This is a genomic window from Actinoplanes sp. NBC_00393, assembly GCF_036053395.1.
Classification (GTDB): Bacteria; Actinomycetota; Actinomycetes; order Mycobacteriales; family Micromonosporaceae; genus Actinoplanes.
Window position 1 is genome coordinate 648109 of record NZ_CP107942.1, and the last position, 24021, is coordinate 672129.

18 protein-coding genes are annotated in these 24021 nt (G+C 71.2%); 11 read left to right on the forward strand and 7 right to left on the reverse strand.

Features of this window, described 5'->3' with window-relative positions; all coding sequences use genetic code 11:
* Nucleotides 1–103 precede the first annotated feature (103 nt).
* The 4 genes from OHA21_RS02915 to OHA21_RS02930 all read left to right on the forward strand — a co-directional run bounded on the left by OHA21_RS02915 (nucleotide 104) and on the right by OHA21_RS02930 (nucleotide 1970).
* Entirely contained in the window at nucleotides 104–535 is a 432-nt protein-coding gene (locus tag OHA21_RS02915) for a hypothetical protein (protein ID WP_328469844.1), read from the forward strand.
* Between the two features lie 65 nt (nucleotides 536–600).
* Nucleotides 601–738, forward strand: a complete 138-nt coding sequence (locus OHA21_RS02920) for a hypothetical protein (RefSeq protein WP_328469846.1) — start codon at nucleotides 601–603, stop codon at nucleotides 736–738.
* A 30-nt stretch (nucleotides 739–768) separates the two neighbouring features.
* Nucleotides 769–1338: a TetR/AcrR family transcriptional regulator gene (locus OHA21_RS02925; protein WP_328469847.1), complete on the forward strand. Its 570-nt coding sequence runs from the start codon at nucleotides 769–771 to the stop codon at nucleotides 1336–1338.
* Entirely contained in the window at nucleotides 1335–1970 is a 636-nt protein-coding gene (locus tag OHA21_RS02930; RefSeq protein WP_328469849.1) for a maleylpyruvate isomerase family mycothiol-dependent enzyme, read from the forward strand. The genes OHA21_RS02925 and OHA21_RS02930 overlap by 4 nt, the downstream gene beginning before the upstream one ends.
* 948 nt (nucleotides 1971–2918) lie before the next feature.
* Here OHA21_RS02930 and OHA21_RS02935 read toward each other — a convergent pair.
* Together OHA21_RS02935 and OHA21_RS02940 are read right to left on the reverse strand one after the other, a co-directional pair.
* Nucleotides 2919–5150, reverse strand: a complete 2232-nt coding sequence (locus OHA21_RS02935; protein ID WP_328469851.1) for a hypothetical protein — start codon at nucleotides 5148–5150, stop codon at nucleotides 2919–2921.
* Nucleotides 5151–5376: 226 nt separating this feature from the next.
* Nucleotides 5377–6150 carry an ABC transporter ATP-binding protein gene (locus OHA21_RS02940; protein WP_442875057.1) on the reverse strand — a complete coding sequence of 258 codons (774 nt, stop codon included), beginning with the start codon at nucleotides 6148–6150 and terminating at the stop codon, nucleotides 5377–5379.
* Between the two features lie 72 nt (nucleotides 6151–6222).
* Between OHA21_RS02940 and OHA21_RS02945 the strand changes: the two genes are divergently transcribed.
* The 5 genes from OHA21_RS02945 to OHA21_RS02965 are packed head-to-tail and all read left to right on the forward strand — an operon-like array spanning nucleotide 6223 to nucleotide 15415.
* Nucleotides 6223–8121 carry a hypothetical protein gene (locus OHA21_RS02945; RefSeq protein ID WP_328469855.1) on the forward strand — a complete coding sequence of 633 codons (1899 nt, stop codon included), beginning with the start codon at nucleotides 6223–6225 and terminating at the stop codon, nucleotides 8119–8121.
* A gap of 58 nt (nucleotides 8122–8179) precedes the next feature.
* The gene (locus OHA21_RS02950) at nucleotides 8180–11146 is read left to right on the forward strand and encodes an FtsX-like permease family protein (protein ID WP_328469856.1); all 2967 of its coding nucleotides are present in this window, start codon (nucleotides 8180–8182) and stop codon (nucleotides 11144–11146) included.
* A complete protein-coding gene (locus tag OHA21_RS02955; protein WP_328469858.1) occupies nucleotides 11143–13800 on the forward strand; it encodes an ABC transporter permease in 2658 nt (885 codons plus the stop codon). Before OHA21_RS02950 ends, OHA21_RS02955 begins: the two co-directional genes overlap by 4 nt.
* Nucleotides 13797–14750: an ABC transporter ATP-binding protein gene (locus tag OHA21_RS02960; RefSeq protein WP_328469860.1), complete on the forward strand. Its 954-nt coding sequence runs from the start codon at nucleotides 13797–13799 to the stop codon at nucleotides 14748–14750. The genes OHA21_RS02955 and OHA21_RS02960 overlap by 4 nt, the downstream gene beginning before the upstream one ends.
* Nucleotides 14747–15415 (forward strand): ABC transporter ATP-binding protein, encoded by a 669-nt coding sequence (locus tag OHA21_RS02965; RefSeq protein ID WP_328469862.1) that lies wholly within the window; start codon nucleotides 14747–14749, stop codon nucleotides 15413–15415. The genes OHA21_RS02960 and OHA21_RS02965 overlap by 4 nt, the downstream gene beginning before the upstream one ends.
* Here the strand turns inward: OHA21_RS02965 and OHA21_RS02970 are convergent.
* Nucleotides 15412–15783, reverse strand: a complete 372-nt coding sequence (locus OHA21_RS02970) for a MerR family transcriptional regulator (RefSeq protein WP_328469864.1) — start codon at nucleotides 15781–15783, stop codon at nucleotides 15412–15414. The two genes, OHA21_RS02965 and OHA21_RS02970, sit on opposite strands and share 4 nt — an antisense overlap.
* Before the next feature lie 63 nt (nucleotides 15784–15846).
* Between OHA21_RS02970 and OHA21_RS02975 the strand changes: the two genes are divergently transcribed.
* Nucleotides 15847–16458, forward strand: coding sequence for an NADPH-dependent FMN reductase (locus OHA21_RS02975; RefSeq protein WP_328469866.1), 612 nt, complete (start codon nucleotides 15847–15849; stop codon nucleotides 16456–16458).
* Entirely contained in the window at nucleotides 16455–18095 is a 1641-nt protein-coding gene (locus tag OHA21_RS02980) for an MFS transporter (RefSeq protein ID WP_328469868.1), read from the forward strand. The genes OHA21_RS02975 and OHA21_RS02980 overlap by 4 nt, the downstream gene beginning before the upstream one ends.
* Nucleotides 18096–18715: 620 nt before the next feature.
* Here the strand turns inward: OHA21_RS02980 and OHA21_RS02985 are convergent.
* The 4 genes from OHA21_RS02985 to OHA21_RS03000 all read right to left on the reverse strand — a co-directional run bounded on the left by OHA21_RS02985 (nucleotide 18716) and on the right by OHA21_RS03000 (nucleotide 23829).
* Nucleotides 18716–19627 (reverse strand): carbohydrate ABC transporter permease, encoded by a 912-nt coding sequence (locus tag OHA21_RS02985; protein WP_328469870.1) that lies wholly within the window; start codon nucleotides 19625–19627, stop codon nucleotides 18716–18718.
* The gene (locus tag OHA21_RS02990; RefSeq protein WP_328478264.1) at nucleotides 19627–20562 is read right to left on the reverse strand and encodes a carbohydrate ABC transporter permease; all 936 of its coding nucleotides are present in this window, start codon (nucleotides 20560–20562) and stop codon (nucleotides 19627–19629) included. Before OHA21_RS02990 ends, OHA21_RS02985 begins: the two co-directional genes overlap by 1 nt.
* Nucleotides 20563–20723: 161 nt before the next feature.
* Entirely contained in the window at nucleotides 20724–22094 is a 1371-nt protein-coding gene (locus OHA21_RS02995; protein WP_328469872.1) for an ABC transporter substrate-binding protein, read from the reverse strand.
* Between the two features lie 376 nt (nucleotides 22095–22470).
* The gene (locus OHA21_RS03000; RefSeq protein ID WP_328469874.1) at nucleotides 22471–23829 is read right to left on the reverse strand and encodes a UDP-glucose dehydrogenase family protein; all 1359 of its coding nucleotides are present in this window, start codon (nucleotides 23827–23829) and stop codon (nucleotides 22471–22473) included.
* Between the last annotated feature and the right edge of the window lie 192 nt (nucleotides 23830–24021).

Consider the following 24021-nt stretch of genomic DNA (forward strand, 5'->3'; position numbering starts at 1 on the left):
CTGTTGTGTCTTCCGGTTGAGCGCGTCGCTGCTGGCCTTGCCCGATTTATGACCTAGAGTCCCTGATGTCCGGATTTACCATTGCTCTTGAAGCGGTGATTTCATGAACAAGTTGACGCGTTCGTTCGTCATGACGGGCGTGGCGGTGGCCGCCGGGCTGACCATGGCCGCCGGCCCGGCCGCGGCGACCTCGACCGCCCCGTCGGGCGCCGAGGCCGGCGCGAAGCCCGCCGCCACCAAGCAGCAGGACGTGCAGCGGCGTGACCGCATCGTCGGCTTCTACCGCAGCCCGCGCACCTGCCACAAGCTGGGCCGGGTCGGCGTCTGGAAGGACAACTGGGAGCGTTACCAGTGCTTCCAGGTCTGGCGCGGATTCCACCGCGGCGACTGGGCGCTGAAGGTCTACTACGGCTGGAACTGGCACCAGGGCAACAAGCACGGCGACCGCGACTGGCACGGCCAGAAGCACACCAACAACCGCGGCGACCGCAACTGGCACGGCCAGAAGCACAGCAACGACTGGAAGAAGAACTGAGCTTCGGCTTCGTTCTCAGGGGCCGCATCCCGCGAGGGGTGCGGCCCTTCGTCCTGGGTGCCTTCATGGCCACCGGGCAACCCGGCTCCGTGCCGGGCGGCGCGACCGCGGCGATCCGGCCGTCCTCGACCAGCACCGGGGCGCATGCGTTCACCGTCGAGCGCGACATCCTCCCGCGATTGCCCGTCGCACTACTGGTGTAGTTATCGTGACTACGATGGTAGTGTCGAAGTGTGGGGAACAGGAGAAACGACCTGCTCGACGCCGCGATCGAAGTCCTCGGCGGGTCCGGCATGCATGGGCTCACCCATCGCCGCGTCGACGCGGCCGCGGGCCTGCCGGCCGGCTCCTGCTCCAACCACTTCCGCACGCGGGACGCGCTGCTCGAAGCGGTCGTCGAGCGGTTCGCCGACCGGGAACGGCACAACTTCGAGGCGATCCTGATGGAGTCGGTGCCCCACGGCCCGGCCGAGCTGGCGCAAGTCCTGACCCGGATGGCGCACGACGCCGTCGGCCCGCACCGCACCCTCACCCTCGCGCGGTACGCGATTCTCGTCGAAGCCGGCATCCACCCGTCACTGCGCGCCCGGCTGTTGACGACCGGCGCGCGCGTGAACGCGTACTTCATGGCCTGGCTGCGCCTCGCCGGCTCCACCGACCCGGACCGCCAGGCCCCCCTGATCATGAACTACTGGACCGGCGTCGTCCTGCACGAACTCGCCGTGCCGGACCCGGCCTTCGACCCGTCCGAGCAGCTCACGTCCCTCGTCACTGCCGTCTTCGGAGCAGAGGTGCCGACATGAACCCGTGGCCCGAGATCCACCGTCAACGACTCGCCGTCGCCGACCTGCTCGACTCCCTCGACCCCGGCGAATGGGCCCGGCCGTCCCTCTGCGACGGCTGGACCATCCACGATGTCGCCGCCCACCTCACCCTCCAGCAGTTGCGGTTCCGCGACGTACTCCGCATGCCACGCCACTGGAAAGGCAGCATGGACCGGACCATCCAGGCCGCGGCCCAGCGGCGCGCTGCAGAACTCAGCCCCCGGCAGATCATCGCCGACATCCGCGATACGGCCGGCCTGCGGCGGCGCAACTTCGGGGTCACGCCGGTCGAGACGCTGACCGACCTACTCGTACACAGCCAGGACATCGCACTGCCCCTCTGCCGCGACCACCCGATGCCGCCGACGGCGGCCGCCGTCTGCGCCCAGCGGACGCTGACCATGCGGATCCCACCGCCACCCCCATCGGTACGCGCCATCGCCGGCCTCCACCTCGCCGCCACCGACACGGCGTGGTCGTTCGGGGATGGGCCTGAGGTGCGCGGGCCGACCGCCGCGCTGTTGCTGGTGTGCTGCGGGCGGGGCGTCGCCTTGCCCCAGCTCAGTGGGCCGGGCGTGGATCTGCTGGCGGCGCGCTTACTCCCCGCCTGACGCGCCGCGGCCGGGCGGGCCGGCGTTGGCGTGTTTGGTTGGGCGTCCGTGTTGGGAGGGCGTTGCGCGGCGGCCGGGCCTTGTTCGGCGGTTGGGCATTGCGCGGGGGCGGGCCTTGCGCGGGGCGGGTCTTATTCGGCGGTCGGGCATTGCGCGGGAGCGGGCCTTGTGCGGTTGGCGACCAGTCCACGTTGGCCGGTAACCCGCGGTCGGCGGCCTCTTACATGGTGTTCGCTCGGTGGCGCCTTCCGCGACGGCTGGCAATGTGAGTGGCCGGGTGATATGCGATGGTATGCACCTTCTGCGGCGCACTCTCCGCGGTGGGCGAGCGATGTGTAGTGGGCTGGCCCCTGCGGCGTCGGACTCTCCCCGGTGTGCGCGCTCTGCACATAGGAAGGCGCTAACCGATCTTGGGTGTTTGACCACCTCGTGATGTGGCAATTCGCCCAAGATCTGCGGGCCGTGGCGCCGCGGCGGCGATCTTGGGCTTGTATGCACCCCGAGGGGTGGTTGTCGGCCCAAGATCTGCGGGCCTGGCGTTGGCGGGGGAGATCTTGGGCCTCCGTGCACGCCGTCTTGCCGTTGAGTGGTTGGCTTTCCAAGATCGGGTGACGACCGTGGCCCAGGGCGAAGGCGCGGCCCTGGCCCGGGACGAAGGCAGGGCCCCGGCCTGAGGCGAAGGCGCGGCCGTGGCCCGGGACGAAGGCGCGGCCGTGGCCTGGGACGAAGGCGCGGCCGTGGCCTGGGACGAAGGCAGGGCCGTGGTCTAGGACGAAGGCAGGGCCGTGGTCTAGGACGAAGGCAGGGCCGTGGTCTAGGACGAAGGCAGGGCCGTGGTCTAGGACGAAGGCAGGGCCGTGGTCTAGGACGAAGGCTGGGTGGCCGTGGCGTGGGGCCGTGGCCAGGCGGGCCCATCGTGCAGGGCGGTGATCCCGTCGTGCGCGGTGATCAGTTCGGGGTGGGGCGGCGGCCCCAAAGGACCAGGCCGGTCAGCAGCATGGCGCCGCCCAGGGTGACCATGGCCAGAGCTGTGCCGGTGTGGGCGGCGCCCTCCAGGTGGGAGGCGATGATCCAGCCGCCGTCGATGCCGAAGGCCAGGACCATCAAGCCTTGTGGGATCACCGGGATCCAGCCGAGCGTGAGCAGGATCAGGGCCCAGGCCGTTGCGCGGTTCTCGCGGTACCAGTCGGCGTCCCAGGTGAGGGGGATCGGCGCTTCCGGTGGACGGGTGCGTTGACCGGCGGCGGTGAGTACCTCGGCTCGGTGCCGGGCCAGGCGGTCGTCGGCCAGCCAGGTGCCGCCCCACCAGGCGGCCGCACCGGACGCCAGGCCTACCAGCGGAGCGAGCCAGCGTAGGTCGTCCGGGCCCCAGATCAGCAAGGCGAAGCCGGGGGCTGCGGCGATCAGGCCGGCGCCGGTGGCGACCAGGACGCTGATGATGTCGGTCGGGTTGTCGGCGGCGGTCGGATGCCGGGGGTCGGGCACCGGGCGTACCCGTAGTAGCGACACCCAGACCGGGAACGCTGCGCCGGCCCCGAGTACCGCGGGCAGAACGGTGAGCGCAGGCAGCGGGTCGACGCCGGGCGCGGCGAGCAGCCCGGATGCGGTGAGCAGCAGCGCGATCGGGGTGATCAGCGCGAGCCAGGCGACGGCGCGGCCGCGGACTTCGGCGCGTTCGCCGTCGGGTGTGGTGAACGGCAGCCAGAGCGCGGTGCCGTCGAGACCGACCAGCCCGGCTGACATCGCCGCTGCCCAGAGCGCGGTCAGCGCTCCGGCCCAGGGAGCGAGGAGGTCCACGTCGGCCAGCAGCGGCAGGCCGGCCAGCAGCGAACCGTAGACCACCGCGAACGCCAGGTACTGCAGCCGGAGGGGGTGCCGCAACCAGGTGTGCAGCTCTCTGCCGGTGACGGCCCGCACCGGGGCGGGCACCCGATCAAGAAGCCGGATCCGGCCGGCGGTGCCGGCGGCCGGGACAGCGCCGGAGGCTGGGGCGGGGCCGACGGGTCCGCCCGGTCTCGGGGCCACCGCCGGTGATGTGGCACTCGGTGAAGGCGCGGCGGGGTCGGCTACTGAGGTGGCCAGCGGCGAAGGCGACGCGGGTCCGGTGGGCGAGGCGCTACCCGGCCGGGGCGAGGCGGCTGGTATGGCGGCCGGCGCAGGAAAGTCGGGTGAAGTGGCGGCCGACAGCGGCGAGGCGGGTCTGGCGATGGAAGTGGCGGCCGGTTGTGGCGAGGCGGGTTCGGTGGCTGGTGACGGTGAGCTGGGTTTGGCCAGGGAGGTGGGGGCGACGCGAGGCGACGTAGGGCTGGTGGTTGCGGTCGGGCTCAGCGTCGGTGGGGTGGTGCGGTGGGGGAGTGGGACCGGTTTGGAGCGGTGGGGGCGGAACGTCACCGTGCCGGTCAGGGACCGACGGACCAGGGCGATGTACGCCGCAGCGCTCAGCGCCACGAGAGCGACGAGGCCGGTGAGCATCCAGACGCGGCGGTCGGGTGGGCCGAGGACTGCGGAGATCGGCCAGCTGCTCGGGACGTACGGCATGATTCGCACTATCTCGCCGGGTGGGCCGACTACGAGCAGGAACGTCAGCCAGGGGGCGACTGCCCAGATGGAGCCGAGCACGCCCATCACGGTTCCGGTGAAGACGCCGGTCAGCACGGCTCCGGTGGGGCCGCCTGCGTGGCCTACCGCTTCCAGGGCGACTGCGGAGCCGATCAGGCCGATCAGCCACAGCAGCAGGGCGCCGAACGCGGTGATCAGGACGGCGCGCGGGCCGTAGCGGGCGGCGTGGACGGGGAGGGCGGCCAGGGCGAGCAGGGAGACGGCCGGGCCGATGCCGACGGCGGAGGCTGCCAGCAGGCCGGCCGCGGCGGTGAACCCGCCGATCGGCTCCAGGCGCAGGTGGGCCGGGCGGACCCGGCCGCGACCGCCGCCCAGCAGCAGCGGCAGCACGATCCAGCCGAGCACCCAGGTGCCGGCCAGGATGGACAGGGTGTGCTGGTCGCCGCGTACGGCGTACCGGATCAGCCAGGCGGCCGCGAGCAGACCGCAGAGGCCGGCCACCACGGGCCCGGGGTGTTCGCGCAGCGAGCGGCGGAGCATGGCGGCGCGCATCCGGGCCGGAACCGCGACCTTCGCACCCAGCGTGACCAGCGGTCCGGGGCCCAGGATTCCGGCGCTCACCGCGACCCTCCCAAGGAGATGGAACCAATCAGCGCGGTGGCCGCAAAAGAAGCGGGAGAAGCGAGAGCAGCAGGAAAAGCGGACGAAGCGGGAGGAGCGAGAGCAGCAGGGAAAGCGGACGAAGCAGGAGAAGCGAGAGCAGCAGGGAAAGCGGACGAAGCAGGAGGAGCGAAACCAGCAGACGAAGCGGGAGCGGCGGTGGCGGTGATGGGGTGGCGGCGGGCGGTCATTGGGGAGCTCCGGGCGTGGTCAGCCAATCCAGGCCGTCGGTGCCAGGGGTGTCGGCGCCGACCAGCTGGACGAAGCGGTCCTCAAGGTCCGAGCCGGCGGCGACCTCGGTGACGGCGCCGGCGGCTACCACCCGGCCCTGGTGGATCACGGTGACGTCGTCGCACATCTGCTCGACCAGCAGCATCGAGTGGGTGGAGAGGACGGTCGTGCCGCCGCCGTCGACGAAGCGGCGCAGGACCCGGCGGATGGTGGCCGCCGAGACCGGGTCGACCGCCTCGAACGGCTCGTCGAGGACCAGCAGCCGGGGTGCATGGAGGAGAGCCTGGGCGAGGCCGACCTTCTTGCGGGTGCCGGTGGAGCAGTCGGCGAGCGGGGTGCCGGCCGCCTTGGCCAGGCCGAGGACCTCGATCAGCTCGGCGACCCGGCCGGCCGCCGCCGTCCGGTGCAGGCCGCGCAGGCCGGCGCTGTAGCGCAGCAGCTCGGCGCCGGTGAGCCGTTCCGGCAGGTCGAGGCCGTCGGGGAGGACGCCGGTGAGGGCGCGGGCGCGGCCGCGGTCGGCGAGCGCGTCGTGCCCGAGGATGCGGATCTCGCCGGCGTCGGGGGTGATCAGGCCGACGGTCATGCCGATGGTCGTCGACTTGCCGGCCCCGTTGGGCCCGACGATGCCGTGGAAGGTGCCCGCCCGAACGGTCAGATCAACGCCATCCACCGCCTGGAATGTCCCGAATGTTTTGCAAAGTCCACGGATCTCCAACGCAGCGGCACCCACGCGGCGAGCATAGTGGACCTCTCCGTATCGATGGGGGTAGCCATCGGTAGCGGTTGATGGCAGCGTGTCCACATGAGATGGAAGAGCCCGTTCATCGCGACGCTCGTCGCGGCGCTGGTGGCTGCTTCGGCGGGACCCGCCGGCGCCACGGCCGCACCCGGATTCGGCTATCTGGACCCCGGCGGCCAGCCCCGCCTGGTGGAGAAGGTGCCGGTCAACGTCGTCTTCGTCGGCTATGAGCCGGCACAGGTCGCCAAGAGCAAGTTCCTCGCCGAGCTTGCCGGGTCGTATCAGCCGGTGGTGCGCTCCCGGCTCTACTACGACATCACCGAGAAGATCGGGATCACTTACAAGTACGACTACCGGCTCACTTACGCCAACAAATCGTACGAGAACGCCTTCTTCGGCCAGTTGTCGAAGCTCGCCAAGCCGGCCGCGCTGACCCAGTACCAGCAGGCCTACAACGACCAGCAGAACAACGTCCTCGACGTCGCCGGCAACCACACCATCGACGCGCCGAGCGTGGAGAAGTGGCTCGCCTACCACGCGCCCGCCGGCGTCGACACCCGGCGCAACACCGTCTTCTTCATCAACTGGTACGGACGGTCCGACTTCAAGCACCACGTCTACACCAAGACCGGCGAGCCCGACCCGGACACCGGTTACGACTTCGGCGTCCAGCGGGAGAGCCGCAAGGTCATCGCGTGGGGCGGCACCACCGCCGACGACGAGGAGACCGGTCTGGGCAGCACGCGGCGGGTCTGGTTCCACGACCTGTCGGCCGGCCCGGAGGCGTGGACCGGCAACTACGACGTGGACAACCCGGACGTGGACGGCGACGGGGTGCCCGACTACCGGATGCCGCCGACCTGGGAGTACACGGCGGACGGCTACCGCTCCCCGGACGCGCTGGCCGGGGACCTCGGCAAGATCACCCGGTACGTGGCGCTGAACCTGCTCTTCACCAGCTCGCCGTACTACCCGGTGGAACTGCCCACCCCCGAGCCGCCCAAGACCATCAACCTCGACAACAACACGTACGAGGGCTGGGCCGGGGTGGACGCCTCGGAGCAGTACATCACCCCGTCTCTGCTGGTCGACGAGCTCTCCGAGCTGCGCTGGCGCAACAGATTCAGCCATGACAAGCAAGACCTGCCGCTGACCGGGCAGGCCGAGACGTGCTACCTGGGCTTCCTCGCCGAGGAGTCGTGCTATCCGGACTCCGGCTACCCGGCGTTCGCGAACCTGTACCTGTACAACCGGGAGAACCTGGAGCGGGTGCTGGACGACACCGGCAAGGTCGACTACGAGCTGCCGATCTTCAACTACGCGGTGGGGCCGAACCTCAGCAGCGGCCTGCTCGGCTTCGCCGACGACGACTACACCACCGGCGACCAGACGTACGTCTTCAACTTCATCTCCCCGGAGATCGTCGAAGCCGGCTACGGCCTGACCACCACCCAGATCCACGAGGTCGGCCACCACCTCGGGCTGAGCCACCCGCACGACGGCTACGACAGCACCACCGGTGTCGCCTATGAGGCGGTCGGCGACTTCTACTTCGCCAACGCCGGCGACGAGAGCAACTCGATCATGAGCTACATCGACCTGAACTGGGACTTCAGCCAGTTCGACCGGGACAACAGCGACCGGTTCCTGACCGCGGCGTACTGGGAGGCGGCGAACCGGCTCGCCGCGACCGTGCCGAAGGGCAAGGGCCGCACCGCGCTGCTGGCCGCGGACGGTCTGCTCGCCCTGGCGGCGAAGGCGTTCGCCGCGCATGAGTACCGGGCGGCGTACGCGCTCGCGGAGAAGGCCTACGACAAGGTGGCCGCCATCCCGGGCGTGGACACCGGCTCGGTGGCGAGCACGCTGAAGGCGGAGGGCGCGGCCGCCCGTTCCGACAAGGCCAACGAGCCGAACGAGTTCATCGACTCGCTGGCCCCGCACAGCCCGCGCAGCAAACCGTGATCATCAGCGGGCCGGTGGGGGACCACCGGCCCGCTGTCCATATGGCAAGATCCGGAAAATGCTTCTGCTGGTCCGGCGCGCCGCTGCCACCAAGGGTCTGCTGGCCGCCGGAGCCGCGGTCATGTTCATCGCCGTGCTCCTGCTGGCCGGCCTCACCGCGTACGCGGGCGCGGCCGGCGAGGCGGGAGTCGGTGCTGCCGTCGCCGCGGCGGCGCCGGAGGAACGGTCTGTCCTGGTTCGCGGCACCGGCGGCGCCGATCACGACCGGGCGGTGCGTGAGGCTTATGCGGACGGCCTGGCCGGTACGCCGGTCACCGTCCAGGGCGCGGTCTACGGCTCCGGCTGGTCGATCGACCGGCCCGGCGCCGGCGCGGTCACCGATTCGAACGGGGTGGCCTACGCCTCGGTGGTGGCCCTGGAGGACCTGCCCGCCCACGCCACCCTGGTGTCCGGCGAGTGGGCGTCGAGCACCGGATCAGCCGCGCTCGCCGAGCCGGTCGCCGCTCTGCTCGGCGTCACCACCGGCGACACCCTGCGCCTGGTCGACCGTCGCACGCAGCGGATCGTCCCGGTGCCCGTCTCCGGGCTGTGGCGCCCGGCCGACGCCACCGACCCGTACTGGCTGCTCACCCCGGACGTGTTCGCCGGCCGGGCGCCGCAGACCAGCACGCACGGCCCGATCGTGGTGGACCGGGCCGTCTTCGACCGGGTGTTCGCCACCGGCGCCTCGGCCGGCTGGTTGGCGCGGCCGGATCTCGCTGACGTGTCGTTGGCGCAGGTTGCGCGTACCGCTGAGGCTGCCACCTCGACCGCTGCGGCCGTGCCGGAACGCACCGGCCTGGGTTCGTCGGCCACCATCACCTCCGGCCTGCCGGGCCTGTCCGCCCGCCTGGACCGCGCCGACCTGGTGCGCCGCTCCGCCCTGGTCACGCCGATGCTGCTGCTCGCCGTCCTCGGCCTGTACGCGCTGACCCTGGTGGCCCTGCTGCTCGGCGAGGCGCGCCGCTCGGAGACCGCGCTGTTGCGGGCCCGCGGCGCCGCCCGCAGCCAGCTCGCCCGGCTGGCCGCCACCGAAGCCTTCGTCCTGATGCTGCCGGCTGCCCTGCTCGCCCCACCGCTCGCGGTGTTCCTGGTCCGGACCGTCCCGCTCCCCGGCGGCCTGCAGGTCGACGCCCGCCTGGACGGTTCGGTGTGGCTGATCGCGGCCCTCGCCGTGGCCGGCGGGATCCTCGCGCTCACCCTTCCCGCGCTGAGCCGCGGCCGCACCTATGTGGCCGAGACCGCGACCCGCGCCCGCCTGCCGATTCTGCGCCGCGCCGGCCTGGACCTGGTGGTGATCGCGCTCGCCGTGCTCGGCTGGCTGCAGCTGCGCCAGTACTCGTCGCCGGTCGGCGCCGGGCTGGGCATCGACCCGCTGCTCGCCGCCGCGCCCACCCTCGGCGTGCTGACCGGCGCGGTCGTCGCGATCCGCCTGCTCCCGCCGATCGCCCGGCTCGCGGCGGCCCGGCTGGACCGGGGCGTGACCCGGGCCCGGCTGCTCGGCACCTGGCAGGCCGGCCGCCGCTCGCACGCCGGCCCGATGGTGATGCTCGCGCTCGCCGTCGCCGCCGCCACGGTCTCCTGGGGACTGGCCGGCACCGCCCGGGCCTCGCTGAACGATCAGGCCGAGCAGCAGGTCGGCGCGAACATGCGCCTGGTCGAGACCGGTGGCGTCGCGCCGGCGGGCCGGCTGGAGCAGCTCGCCGCGCTGCCCGGCGCCGGCACGATCGTCCCGGCCTGGCGGGAGAGCATGCCGCTGACCGCCGGCAAGGAGCCGGCCGAGTTCCTGGCGCTGGACGCCGAGGCCGCCGCGAAGGTGGTGCGGGCCCGCGACGACGCCACCGGCGGACCGCCGGAGCAGCTGTTCCAGCGGCTGGTCGCGGCGCGCGCCCCGGGACAGCGCACCGGCGAGTTGAAGCCGGGCCGGATCGTCACCAGCGGGCCGGCCCGTACTTCGGCGATCTTCACCGACGGCCGGCGGATCGAACTCGGACTCAGCGACCGGAACCGGCCATTGGACTTCACCGCCGCCGGACCCGGTCTCCTGGGCTTCATCGTGGATCCCGGCGCAGGAACGGACCCCGGCGCCGGCACGGTGACGTGGCGGGTCAGCGGGCAGGACGGCAGCTGGTGGGCGGTGGGCCCGACCGGCACCGGGCAGGCCGCGCTCCCGGACGGCTCGGTGCAGTTCGCCGGCCGGTTCGCCGTCGCGCGGTCGCCGAGCCGGTCCCCGGTTCCGGTCGCGATGACCCCGGGCGCGCTGGCCGAGCTGAACGCGGAGGCCGGCAAGACCACCTTCCTCAAGATCGGCAACGCCGGCGTGCCGATCAGGCTGGTCGCGGTGGTCGAGCGGGTGCCGGGCACCGCCGGGGGCGAGGCGATCCTCGCCGACCGGGCGGCTCTCGACGCCGCGCTCTTCGAGGGCTGGGGGCTCGTGCAGGGGACCGGCGAGTGGTGGCTGAGCGGTGCGCCGGCCGGGGCGGGCGATCTGGCCGGGGTGCGCGTACTCGATCGCCGGCAGCTGGCCGACGCCGCCTCGCGCGATCCGTTCGGCGCCGGCGCACGCGTCGCGCTCTTCCTTGCCGCCTTCGGGGCGGTGCTGCTGGCCGCCGCGGGCATCGCCGCCGACTCCCGGGCCACCGCCCGCCGCCGGGCCGGTGAGCTGGCCGTTCTGCACACCCTCGGCGCCGGGCCGCGGCTGCTGGCCCGGTCGCTGGTGGTCGAGCAGGCGTTCCTGGCCGGGGTCGGCGCGTTCGCCGGGCTCGCGGTCGGTCTGCTGGTCGCCGGCGCGATGGCGCCGCTGCTGGTGCTCACCCCGGCCGCGGTGCGGCCGGTTCCGGAGCCGGTGGTCGAGGTCGGCTGGCTGCCGACGATGGGCAGCGTGGTGCTTCTGGTGGGCATCGCGCTCGCGCTCAGCGCCGCGAGCGCGGCCTCCGCAGCACGCCGCCTGCCTGCCGCGCGCCTGCGCCTGGGAGCGGACCAGTGAACAACCTCAGGGGTACGCTCCACCGCGTCCGAACCTACGCCGCTCAGCTGGGCCTGATCGCCGCCCTGGTGGTGCTCGCCGCGTTCCTGGCCTCCGGCCTGCCCCGGATCGCCAACGACCGCACCGACGCCGGCCTGCGATCCGACATCGGCCGGCTGGAGTCGAGCCAGCGGGACCTGACGTTCTCGCTGTCGTTCTTCGACCCCGAGTTCGGCCCGTCGGCCGACTGGAAGGCGGGCGAGCTCGACAAGATCCGCCGGGAGTTGCCGGCGCCGCTGCCCGGGCTGATCGAGAACGGTTGGTTCGTCTCCGAGGTGGGCCCGGCGAACGCGGCCGTCGGCAACGCCGATCCCGGTAGCTGCCCGCCGCTGGCCGCGGTCCGCCGGCAGACCGGCGCCGAGCAGGCCGTCCGGATCACCGAGGGCCGGATGCCGAAATCCGGAAAGGTCGCGGAGGCGGTCGCCGGGCGGGACGAGGCCAAGGCTCTGAACCTGAAGATCGGCGACACACTGAGCGTCCTGGGCCGGTGGGGCGTCGCGACGGTCCGCGTGGTCGGCGTTTACGAGGTCGTCGACCCCGCCGACCCGTTCTGGGCGGACATGAAGCTGACCCGGGTCTCCTGCCCGAGCGTGGACGACGGCACCCGGTTCCGGGCCACCCTGCTGACCGACGCCGCCGGGGCGGAGGCGGCCGGCATCGGCGCCGGCGAGCTGAAGGAACGCTGGCGGTACCGGATCGACGCCGGGAAACTGACCGCCGACCGGATCGGCGAGCTCACCACCGCGGTGGCCGCTGCCCGCCGCGCCCCGCCGGCCAACACCTCGCTGCTGAGCAGCGTGGACAGCACTCTCGCCGACTTCGACGAGCGGCTGCGCGGCGTCCGGGCGCTGCTCGCGGTGGTGCAGGCCGGCCTGCTGGCCACCACCGCCGGGCTGATCCTGCTGGCCGCCCGGCTCGCCGTGGACCGGCGCCGCAACGAGTACGCGCTGATCCGCGCCCGCGGCGGCTCGGTCCGCTCGATCGGCGCCCGCTCCTTGGCCGAGACCGTGCTCGTAGCCCTGCCCGCCGGTCTGGCCGGCTGGCTCGCCGGTTTCCTCACCGGGGGACGGCCGGACGCTGGAGAACCGTTGCTGGTCGCGGCGATCGTCCTGCTCGCGGTGGCGGCGCCGGCCGGGTACGCCGCGGCCGTGGCCCGCCGGCCGGACTTCACCGGGCACCGGCGGGACCTGGCCGGGGACCGGCCGACCCCACGCCGGCTCACCGCGGAGATCTTCATCGTGGCGCTGGCGTTCGGCGGCACCTATCTCGTACGCCGTCGCGGGCTGGACGCCGGGGCGGGCGTCGACCCGTACCTCGTGGTGGTCCCGGTCCTGCTGGCCCTGGCCGCCTCCCTGGTGGCGCTGCGGCTGATGCCGTTCCCCCTGCGCCGGCTCGGCCGGCTCGCGGCCCGGGCCCGCGGCGCCGTGGTCTTCCTCGGTCTCAGCGGCGCCGGCCGTGGCGCCCCGCTGCGCTCCGGACCGCTCGCCGTGCTGGTGGTGGCGATCGCGACCGGAATCTTCAGCAGCACTGTGCTGACCACCGTGAGCCACGCCCGGGACCGCGCCGCCGAGCTCGCGATCCCGGCCGACGCGATGGTCACCGGCTTCCTGTTCGCCCCGGGCACCGACCGTGAGGTCGCGGCGGTGGACGGCGTCACCGCCGCGGTGCCGGTGCTGATCCAGTCCGCCGCCACCATCCGCGGCGACACCAGCCCGCTGCTAACCCAGGCGCCGGCGCTGGTGGCCGACGCCTCGGCGATTCCCGGCATGCCCGCGGTGCTCGCCGGCGCGCGTCCCGGCGCCGATCCGGTGCCGGCGGTCGTGTCGCCGAAGCTCGCCGCGAGCATCGGCGCCGGCGGCATCATCGACATCCAGTCCCGGCAATACAAGTTCCGGGTCGCGGCGGTCCAGGACACTGTGCCCGGGCTCGGCACCGGCATCCGGGACTTCGTGGCCCTCCCCGCGCAGGCCATGCCGATCCCGGACTTCCAGCCGATCGTGCCCAACCGCATCCTGATCGACGGCGAGGGCTACGACCCGCAGGCAGTCCGCAAGGCCGCCGACCTCGGTCAGAGCCGGCAGGCCGAGGACGCCACCGGCACCGCCCAGGACACCTTCGAGCTGGCCATGCCCGCCACCCTGACCACCCGGGAGGCGTACCGCGCGGAGCTCGACAACCGCGGGGTCGACGGGGTGCTCGCCTTCACCTTCGCCGCCGGGGTGGCCGCGTCGGCCGGGCTCGCCCTGCTCGCGGTCGCGCTGACCGTCCTGGCCGGGGCGCCGGACCGCGGCCGGACGCTGTCGCGCCTGCGCACCCTGGGACTGTCCACCCGGCAGGGGAGACGGCTGCTCGTGTTCGAACTCGTACCCCTCATCTCGGTCGCCGTGCTGGTCGGCGGCCTGGTGGGGATCGCCCTGCCCGCGCTGATCGGGTCCGCCCTGGGCCTGAGCACCTTCACCGCGGGCCTGCCCGCCGGCATCAGCATCGACCCCCTGCTGGCCGCCGGAGTGCTGCTGATCGCGGCGCTGGCCGTGGCCGCCGCGCTCGTGGTCGAGGACGTCGCCAACCGCCGCCTGCGCCTCGGTACGGTGCTGCGGCTCGGAGAGGAGCCATGATGGAGCTCGCTGACCTGGAACGTCGCGCGGCGGAACGGGCCGCGGCCCGCGCCGGCGGGCAGGACCGGCTGAGCGGCCACATCGTCTGCGACGGCCTGGTCCGCATCTTCCGCACCGAGGGCGTCGAGGTGGTCGCCCTGCAGGGCCTGGACCTGGTCGTCGACCGGGGTGAACTGCTGGCCGTGGTGGGCGCGTCCGGCTCCGGCAAGTCCACCATGCTCAACATCCTCTCCGGGCTGGACGAGCCGACCGCCGGCATGGCCCGGGTCGCCGGCTACGAGCTGCTCGGCATGTCGGCGAAGAAACGGCTCGAGTACCGGCGGCAGATCGTCGGGTTCGTCTGGCAGCAGACGGCCCGCAACCTGCTGCCGTACCTGTCCGCCCGGGAGAACGTCGAACTGCCGATGCGCCTGGCCGGCAACCGCAAGCGGGACCGCGCGATGGAGCTCCTGGAGATGGTCGGCGTCGCCGACCGGGCGGATCGCCGCCCCGACCAGATGAGCGGCGGCGAGCAGCAGCGTTGCGCGGTCGCGGTGGCGCTGGCCAACGACCCCGAGGTGCTCTTCGCCGACGAGCCGACCGGCGAACTCGACGAGGCCACCGCCGACGAGGTCTTCGGCGCGCTGCGCACGGTCAACGCCGAACTCGGGGTCACCGTCGTGGTGGTCACGCACGACATGAACGTGGCCGGGCAGGTGCGGCGCGCGGTCGCCATCCGCGACGGGAAGACCGCATCAGAGGTACGCCGAAGCGCGCGCATCGGTGCGGACGGGACAGAGCAGCACGTCACCGAGGAGTACGCGGTGCTGGACCGGGCGGGCCGTCTGCAACTGCCGGCCGCGTTCGTCGAGGCGCTCTCGCTGCGCGACCGGGTACGCCTCAACCTGGAACCGGACCACGTCGAGGTCCGGCCCTCTCAATCGTCCGACGTGCAGGAGGAGCAGGCATGAACGTCGTCGAGGTGGCCGGGGTGAGCCGCGTCTACGGCAGCGGTGACCGGGAGGTGCACGCGCTCACCGACGTCTCGTTCGAGGTGGCGAAAGGCGAGCTGGTCGCGGTCCGCGGCCGGTCCGGCGCCGGGAAGACCACCCTGCTGAACCTGATCGGCGGGCTGGACCGGGCGGACGCCGGGACCATCGCGGTGGCCGGCCACAAGGTCACCGGGGCGGGTGAGAAGAAGCTGCTGGAGCTGCGGCGCGACGTGATCGGCTTCGTGTTCCAGTCGTTCGGCCTGGTCCCGATCCTGTCCGCGGCCGAGAACGTCAGCGTCCCCATGCGGCTGGCCCGACGTGACCCGGCCGAACGTGACCAGCGCGTGGCCGTACTCCTCGAACTGGTCGGCCTGGGCGGGCAGGCCGCGCAGCGTCCCGGCGAGCTCTCCGGCGGCCAGCAGCAGCGCGTCGCGGTGGCCCGCGCCCTGGCCAACGACCCGGATCTGCTCATCGCCGACGAACCGACCGGCCAGCTCGACTCGGACACCGGCCGGGCCATCATGGACCTGCTGCGCGCGGTGGTCGACGCCCGCGGGATGACCGCCCTGGTGGCGACGCACGACGCCGCCCTGATCGACCGGGCCGACCGGGTCCTCACCCTGCGCGACGGGCGGCTGGTCTAGAGCTCACACAGTTTGGCGCCGGAGCGCATCTCACCGAGGTACGCCTTCAGGGCGGCGGTCCGCTCCTCGGCCTCGGTGATCAGCTGCTCGGCGACGCCGCCCCAGTCCCGCGGGCCCGGGTCCTCGGGGAGGTCGGCGAAGATCTCGGCGATCTCGCGGACCGTCAGGCCGACCCGCTGGGCCACCTTCGCCACCCGGATCCGGCAGGCCGCGCTCTCGTCGAAACGCCGCTGGTCACCGGCGGTGCGCTCGGCCCGGATGATGCCGTGCTGCTCGTAGAAGCGGACCGCGGACGGCGCCACCCCGGCGTCGGCGGCGACCTCCCCGACGGTGAGCGTGTAGGTGCCAGTCTGCTGAGTAACCGTCATCGGCCCATGCTCCCTCCGGTTCTGCCTTGACTTCAACATATGTTGAACGCTGAGTCTGGCGGCATGACTGAGACGACCGTTACCGACCTGCCCACCGTCCCCGCGGCCGACGACGGCCCGCCCCTGCGTCTCGTCGTGGTCGCCGCGAGTGTCCGCGAGCAGCGGATGGGCCGTGCTTTCGCCGAATGGGCCGCCTTCCGGGCCGCCGGTGATCTGGAGGTCGACCTCGTCGACTGCGCCGACTGCGTGCTGCCGGACGATGCCGAACTGCGCCCCGGCGGCAGCTCGGGCTCGCCGGTCGCCGCCCGGATCGACGCCGCCGACGCCTTCGTGTTCGTCACCCCGGAGTACAACCACAGCTATCCGGCCAGCCTGAAGCGGCTCATCGACTGGCACTACCGGGAGTGGATGTTCAAGCCGGCGACGGTGCTCTCCTACGGGGTCCAGGGCGGGCTGCTCGCCACCGAGCATCTGCGCGGGGTCTTCGCGGAACTGCACATGGTCACCACCCGCCGGGTCGTCGGCCTGCGGACCCCGTGGAACGATCTCGGACCGACCGGGTACGCGCCGCCGCCCGGCGTGGAAGCGGCCTTCGACGCCGCGCTGCACGAGCTGACCTGGTGGGCCGGGGTGTTGCGCGGCGCCCGGCGCGAGACCCCGTTCGCCCGCCGATGAGCGTCCGCCGGATCGGTCTCACGCTCGCCCTCGGCGGCCTGATGGTCGTCGTCGACACCACCGTCACCGTGGTGGCCCTGCCCGCCATCGTCGCCGGCCTGGACAGCACCCTGCCCGCCGTCCAGTGGGTGACCACCGGATACCTGCTCGGCATAGTCGCGGTCATCCCGCTGGCCGGGTGGTTGTCGGCCCGCTACGGCGCCCGCCGCGTCTACCTGGCGGCGCTGCTGGCCTTCACCCTCTTCTCGGCCCTCGCCGGCCTCGCCTGGAGCGCCGCCGCCCTCGCGGTGTTCCGGGTCCTGCAGGGCCTGGGCGGCGGCCTGCTGAACCCGGTCGGCCAGGCCATCGGCCTCCGAGCCGCACCCCGCGACCAGCGCGGCCGCCTGATGAGCCTGCTGGTGCTCCCGCTGATGATCGGCCCGGTGCTGGGCCCGCTACTGGCCGGCTGGCTGATCGACACCACCTCCTGGCGCTGGATCTTCCTGATCAACATCCCGCTGGGCCTCATAGCCCTCCTGGTCTGCGCCCGAATCCTCCCCGCCGACCCCGCACCACCTCCCGCCGCCTCCTCCCCGCCCGCACGGCCTCCCACTGCAGCGCCGTCTCCGGCCGTCTCCTCCCCGGCCGCATGGTTTCCCGCTACGGCGCCGTCTCCGGCTGTTGCCTCCGCAGCTGCAGGGCCTCCCGCTGCGGGACCACCTCCGGCCGCCTCTTTTCCTGCCGCGCCCTCCCCGAATACGGCCTCGGCCGGTCCCGGCGGGGTCGACTGGATCGGGCTGACACAGCTGGCCGGGGGAGCAGTGCTGGTCGTGCTCGGTGGAACCCTGCTCGACCGGCCCGGCGCCGTCATGTGGCCGGCGGCCGGGCTACTGGTGCTCGGGTTGCTGTTGATCGCGGCCTTCGTCCGCCGGGCGCGGCGGATACCGGAACCGCTCGTCGACCTGCGGCTCCTCGCCCACCGGCCGTTCCGGGCAGGCTTGGCGGTGCTCGTCTTCTTCGGTGCGGCCTACTTCGGCTCGATGGCGGTGCTCCCGCTCTACGTGCAGGGCGTCCGGGGAGACAGCGCCGGCCTGGTCGGTCTGCTCACCCTGCCGTCCGCGATCGCCGTGGGCGTGACGGCCCAGATCGCGACCCGGCTCGTCGACCGTGTGCCGCCGCGCCGAATCGTGCTCACCGGCACGCTGCTCACCCTGACCGGCGCCGCCGGACTCGCCGTGACAACCGTCGCCGAGGCCGGCTACCCCTGGATCGTGACAGCCTCGGTCCTGGTCAGCGCCGGCTCAGGCGCCACCATCATGCCGACCATGACCGTGGCGCTGCGCGACCTGGACAACGCCGAAACCCCACGCGGCACCACCCTGCTCGCGCTGGCGCAGCAACTGGCCGCAGCCCTCGGCGGCGCTGCCGTAGCCGTCACGCTGAGCGCCTTGATCACCGCCCGCATGCCCGGGGAGGGCGGGGTAGCCGAGATGCTCGCCCTGGACCAGGCCGCCCGCGACGCCGCCCAATCCGGACTGGCAGCCGCCGTGGGCGCCACCTACCTGGTGCCGGTCGTCCTCCTGACGCTGAGCGTCACCCTGGCAGCCCGGTCACTGCACCCGAAACCAGCCCGAACCCCCGCCCACGCACCACGCTGACCGTGAGCGCTGCTTCAGCGGGCTCAAGACAGCGCCCGCCGTCAGCCAAACCACCCCGGCTGACGGTGAGCGTTGCTTCGGCGGGCTCGAGCCAGCGCCCGCCGTCAGCCAAACCACCCCGGCTGACGGTGAGCGTTGCTTCGGCGGGCTCGAGCCAGCGCCCGCCGTCAGCCAAACCACCCCGGCTGACGGTGAGTGTTGCTTCGGCGGGCTTGAGGCAGCGTTCGTGGTCAGCTGGATCATCCTGGCTGACGGTGAGTGCTGCTTCGGCCTTCGTGAAGCAGCGCTGGGTGACAGCTGAGGGCTGGGGCCTGGGCGGCAGCCGTGGCGTTTCCCGGTGGTCGCGCTTCGGCCTTGAATGGCAGGTGGCCGCGCGGCTCGGCGGGACGGGCAGGTTTCGGCGGGGCGGCGAATGCCCGTACCGGGGAGGATGTTGATCTTGGAAGGCGTAAGCGGAGGAAGGGGTAAGCGGAAGGGAGGGGTAAGCGGAAGGAAGGCGTAAGCGGGAGGGGTGAAGCGCGCGGAGGTGAGCAGGAGGGGTCGAGCGTGCGGCGGCAAGCGGGGTGAAGCGCAAGGGCCGCATCCGAAGCTGGATGCGGCCCTTGGTGACGCGGATACAGCTACCCCTTGACGCTGCCTGCGAGCAGGCCTCGGACGAAGTAGCGCTGAAGCAGCAGGAACACCGTGACCGGCACGATGATCGAGACGAAGGCGCCTGCGGAGAGCAGGTGCCAGGCCGTGCCGCGGGTGCCGCTGAGGTTGGACAGCTGGACGGTGAGCGGGGAGATCTCCGGCGAGCCGGCGAACGTCAGCGAGACCAGCAGGTCGTTCCAGACCCAGAGGAACTGGAAGATGCCGAACGCGGCGAGCGCGGGGGTGAGCAGGGGCAGCAGCACCCGGAAGAAGATCGCCACGTGGCCGGCGCCGTCCATGCGGGCGGCTTCGATCAGGCTGGACGGCACTTCCTTGATGAAGTTGTGCAGGATGTAGATCGCCAGCGGCAGTGCGAATGCCGAGTGCGACAGCCACAGCGTCCAGAAGGTGTTCGCGATGCCCATGTCGACGTAGAGCGTCAGCAGGGGAATCAGGGTCACCTGGATCGGCACGATCTGCAGGGCGAAGATCGCGATGAACAGGAAGTTCTTCCCGGGGAACTTCATCCAGGCGAACGCGTACGCCGCCAGTGACGCCAGGCAGAGCGGAATGATCACTGCCGGCAGTGTGATGACGATCGAGTTCAGGAAGAAGTCGGCCAGGTTGATGGCGTCCGGGTCGAAGACCGACCGGTAGTTGTCCAGGGTGAACGTCGGGTCGGAGAACCACGTCCACCAGCCGCTCGTCTTGATCGCCCGCTCCGGCCGGAACGAGGAGATCAGCAGGCCGAACGTCGGCAGCGTCCAGAGCACCGCGATGATGATCGCGACGAGTGACGCCCACGGCGAAGTGAGCTTCTTCTTCGCCTTGGACGCGGCGGATTCCTTCTTGTCCACGGCGACCGGAGGCGTGGTGGTGAGGGGAGTAGCGGTAGTCATCACGCCTCCGAACGGCGAAGCTGCCGGATGTTGTACACGACGATCGGGATCACGAGAACGAACAGCACGACCGCGAGCGCGGCGCCGAGGCCCTGGTTGGCGCTGCGGAAGCTCTGGCTGTAGAACTCGTTGGCGATCACGCTCGTGTTGAACCGGCCGCCGGTCATCGTCTGCACGATGTCGAAGACCTTGAGCGTGCCGATCGCGATGGTGGTGATCACGACGATCACCGCCGGGCGGATGGCCGGCAGCGTGACGAAGCGGAACATGCCCCACGGTCCGACACCGTCGAGACGGGCCGCTTCGATGATGTCGTCCGGGATCGCCTTGATGGCCGCCGACAGCACGGTCATCGCGAAGCCGGCCTGGATCCAGATCATGACCGCGATCAGCAGGAAGGTGTTCAGCGGCGAGTCGATCAGCAGCTGGACCGGCTTGCCGCCGAGCCAGACGATGATCTGGTTGACCAGACCGATCTGCTTCACGTTGCCCTGGTCGGGGCGGTACTCGTACATGAACTTCCAGATCACCGACGCCGCGACGAACGAGATCGACATCGGCAGGAAGATCAGCGCCTTGGCGAACGCCTCGCCCTTGGCCTTGTCGACCAGGATCGCGTAGAGCATGCCGACGCCGGTCGCCGCGAACGGCGTGAGCAGCACCCAGAACGCCGTGTTGCGGAGCACGACCAACTGCTCCGAGTCGGTGAAGATGGTCTTGTAGTTGTCGATCCCGATGAACGCGTCACCTGCGGCGTTGAAGAACGACTCGTAGATGGTGCGCACGCCGGGGTAGAGGAGGCCCACGCTGAGCATCAGCACGACGGGGGCGAGGTAGAGATAGGCGACCACGCGGTCGCGCTTACCGCCGAAACGACCGGCGATGAACAGGAGCACGCCGACGACAGCGGCGAACAACAAGATCGCCGCGAACATCTGGACGAGCTTGTCGGTGGTGGTGGAGGCGGTGGTGAACACGCGTCCCGTTCCTCCTAGGGCGGATTCCCAGCAAGAAGACTAGTGAAGTGCAAAGACGGCCGAACTGCTAGAGGCCGGTCGGGCAAGATCCCGACCGGCCCCGCGGTGGTGCTAGCGCATTACTGCGGCCAAGCCTTCTCGATGTTGTCCAGAGTCGTCTTGGTGTCCTGTCCGCTGGCGATCCAGGCCGTCGTCTGCTTCCAGAACGCGTTGGAGCCGACCGCGGCGGGCATCAGGTCCGACGCGTCGAACCGGAAGGTCGCGTTCGGGTCGAGCAGGATGGTCGCCGACAGCTGGTCGATCGGGTTCTTCAGGTTGTTCGGGTCGAGGCCCTTGTTGGCGCTGACCCAGCCCGACGACAGCTTGGCCTTGGCGTTGGCCCACACGTCGCTGGACAGGTAGGTCTGGAACGCCTTGACCTCGGGACGGTCGGCGAACGCGAGAACGAACTCGCCACCGCCGAGAACCGGCTTGCTGGTCTCGTCCTTGCCCGGCAGGTAGAACGCGTAGATATCGCCGTCCTTGGCGATATTCGTCTCCTTCGGGAAGTTCGCCGCGTAGAAGCTCGCCTGGCGGTGCAGCGAGCACTGCCCGTCGAGGATCGGCAGACCGGCGTCCTGGAACGTGGTGCTGGCGATGCTCTTGACGTCGCCGAGACCACCGTTCACGTACTGGTCGTTCTTCAGGTACGCACCGACGGCGTCGAGGGCCGCGGTGGCCTCGGGGCCGTTGAACGGGATCTCGTGCTTGACCCACTTGTCGTAGGTCTCCGGACCACCGGTCCGGAGCATGAAGTCCTCCATCCAGTCGGTGAGCGGCCAACCGGTGGCCTCACCGCTGGAGATGCCGGCGCACCACGGCTTCTTGCCGTCCGTCACCATCTTGTCGGTCAGCGTCTTCAGCTGGTCGAGCGTGGTGGGAACGGTGTAGCCGGCCTCCTCGAACTCCTTCGGGGAGTACCACACCAGGGACTTCACGTTCGCACCGAGCGGCGCGGCGTAGAACTTGTTGTCGACCGTGCCGTAGCTCTTCCAGTCCTCGCCGAACCACTTGTCGACGTTGGCCGCGGTCTCGGCCGGGGCCTCGACCGCCTTGCCGGTGGCGACGAGCTGCTGCAGCAGACCCGGCTGGGGCACGAACGCCACGTCCGGCGGGTTGCCGGCCTTGGCGCGGACCAGGATCTGGGTCTCGAAGGCCTTGTCGCCCTCGTACTTAACCGTGACGCCGGTGCACTGCTCGAAGGGCTTGTACGACTCCTTGTGGGGAGTGTCCTCCGGAGTGACGATTCCGGTGTAAATCGTGACCGTCTTGCCCGTCAGGTCGCCGAACGCCTTGTACGGCGCGCAGTCGATCGACGCTGCCTGAGTGTCGGTGGATCCGCCTTCCGAGTCGCTGTCCCCGCCACAAGCGGTCAGGCTGAAAGCAAGCCCGACGCTGAGGGCACCGGCGAGCGCGACCCGGGATCGCGAACTCCCACGTTGACCGAACATACCGCTCCCTATGTCATATAGCGCCTCCGGCGTCATGATGACGCCGCCGTCCGAAGCGCTTCTTGACCAACAGTCAAGAGGTAACCAGCAAGTTGCGCAATGATTTCGCCGTGATCGAGTCGGTAACGATATCGCTGCGATACCTCGGAACCTTAACCGGTTAAGAAGATTGGCGAAAGAGGCACACAACTTGCACCGTTATACCCCGAAATCTCCGCCTTAAACCGGCGTATGGATAAGAGTGAGTCGGTTTTGTTGGCGTTCGCGGGAAGCTGCTTCAGTCGGCAAGGGGCGCATCCGGCGGTTCAGCCGCAAAAAGGAACCGCCGCGGTGGCACAGGGCCACCGCGGCGGGTCTGTTGTAACGTCGCGGCGCGCTAGCGCGCGACCGCCAGGTAGCGGTAACCGAGCCGGCGCATGCGCTCCGCGTCGAGCACGTGGCGGCCGTCCAGCACCACCGGCGTACGCATCAGACCGACGAACTTCGACCAGTCCAGCTCGAGGTACTGCGCCCACTCGGTGACCAGCACGACGGCGTCGCAGTCGGCGAAGAGCTCGTCGATCGTCTCGGTCAGGTACGCCGCCAGCTCCGGCTGCTCCACCCGGAACCGCTCGGTCGCCACCGGGTCGTGCAGCTTGACCCGGGCGCCCCGGGCGAGCAGCGAGTTCGCGATGTCGAGTGCCGGCGCGTCGCGCAGGTCGTCGGTGTTCGGCTTGAACGCCAGCCCGAGCAGCCCGATCTTGCGCCCCTTGAGGATGCGCAGCTCGTCCTGGAGGCGCTCCACGGCGATCGCCCGCTGGCGCTGGTTGACGTCGCGGGCCGCCTGCACGATCGGCATCTCGAGGTTGTACTCGGCGGCGGTCGCGATCAGGGCCTTGGTGTCCTTGCCGAAGCAGGAGCCGCCCCAGCCCACGCCGGACTGCAGGAACCGGGAGCCGATCCGCTGGTCCAGGCCCATGCCGCGGGCCACCTCGGTGATGTCCGCGCCGACCTTGGCGGCGAGCTGCCCGATCTCGTTCGCGTAGCTGATCTTGAGAGCCAGGAAGGCGTTCGCCGCGTACTTGATCAGCTCGGCCGACGCCAGGTCGGTGGAGACCAGCGGGACCGCGTTGACGTCCTCCGGCCGGGGCAGGAAGGTCGGCGGCGTGAACGTCTGGTTGATGATCGGCCGGTAGAGGCGGTTGAGCACCTCGAGGCTGCGCGGGTTGTCCGAGCCGATGACGATCCGGTCGGGGTAGAGGGTGTCCGCGATGGCGTTGCCCTCCCGCAGGAACTCCGGGTTGGAGGCGACGGCGAACTCACCGTTCTTCTCCGCGCGCTGCACGAACGAGTCGCGCAGGATGGCGTCCACCCAGTTGCCGCTGCCGATCGGGACGGTCGACTTGTTGACGACGACGGTGAAGTCGTGGTCCAGGGCCTGCGCCACGCTCTCCGCCGCGCTGCGCAGGTACCGCAGGTCGGGGCTGCCGTCCTCGGCCGACGGCGTCTGCACCGCCACGAAGACCACGTCGGAGCCGGGGACGGCGTCCTCGTACGAGGTGGTGAACGTCAGGTTCGGCGCCGCCTCGGCGAGCAACTCCTCCATGCCGGGCTCGTAGATCGGACAGCGTCCGGCCCGCAGCATGTCGACCTTCGCCTGGTCGAGATCGAGGCATGTCACCTCGTGCCCGAGGAAGGCGAGGCTGACGCCGGTGGTCAGACCGACGTAGCCGGTACCGACAACGCAAACCTTCATGCAATCTCCTCCACCGCTCGCGGGCCGCGGTTACGCCACGTGCTGCCGACCGCGTCCCCGGCTCTCGCCGGGCCGGCCGGACGACGTGCGGTGGCGTCGGCCTGCGTGTTCCGGGCCGAATGATACACAGCCGAAGACCCGTACTTTTGTCCCTGGATGCCGTCTTCGTCCTACGCTGCCGACCTCAGCAGC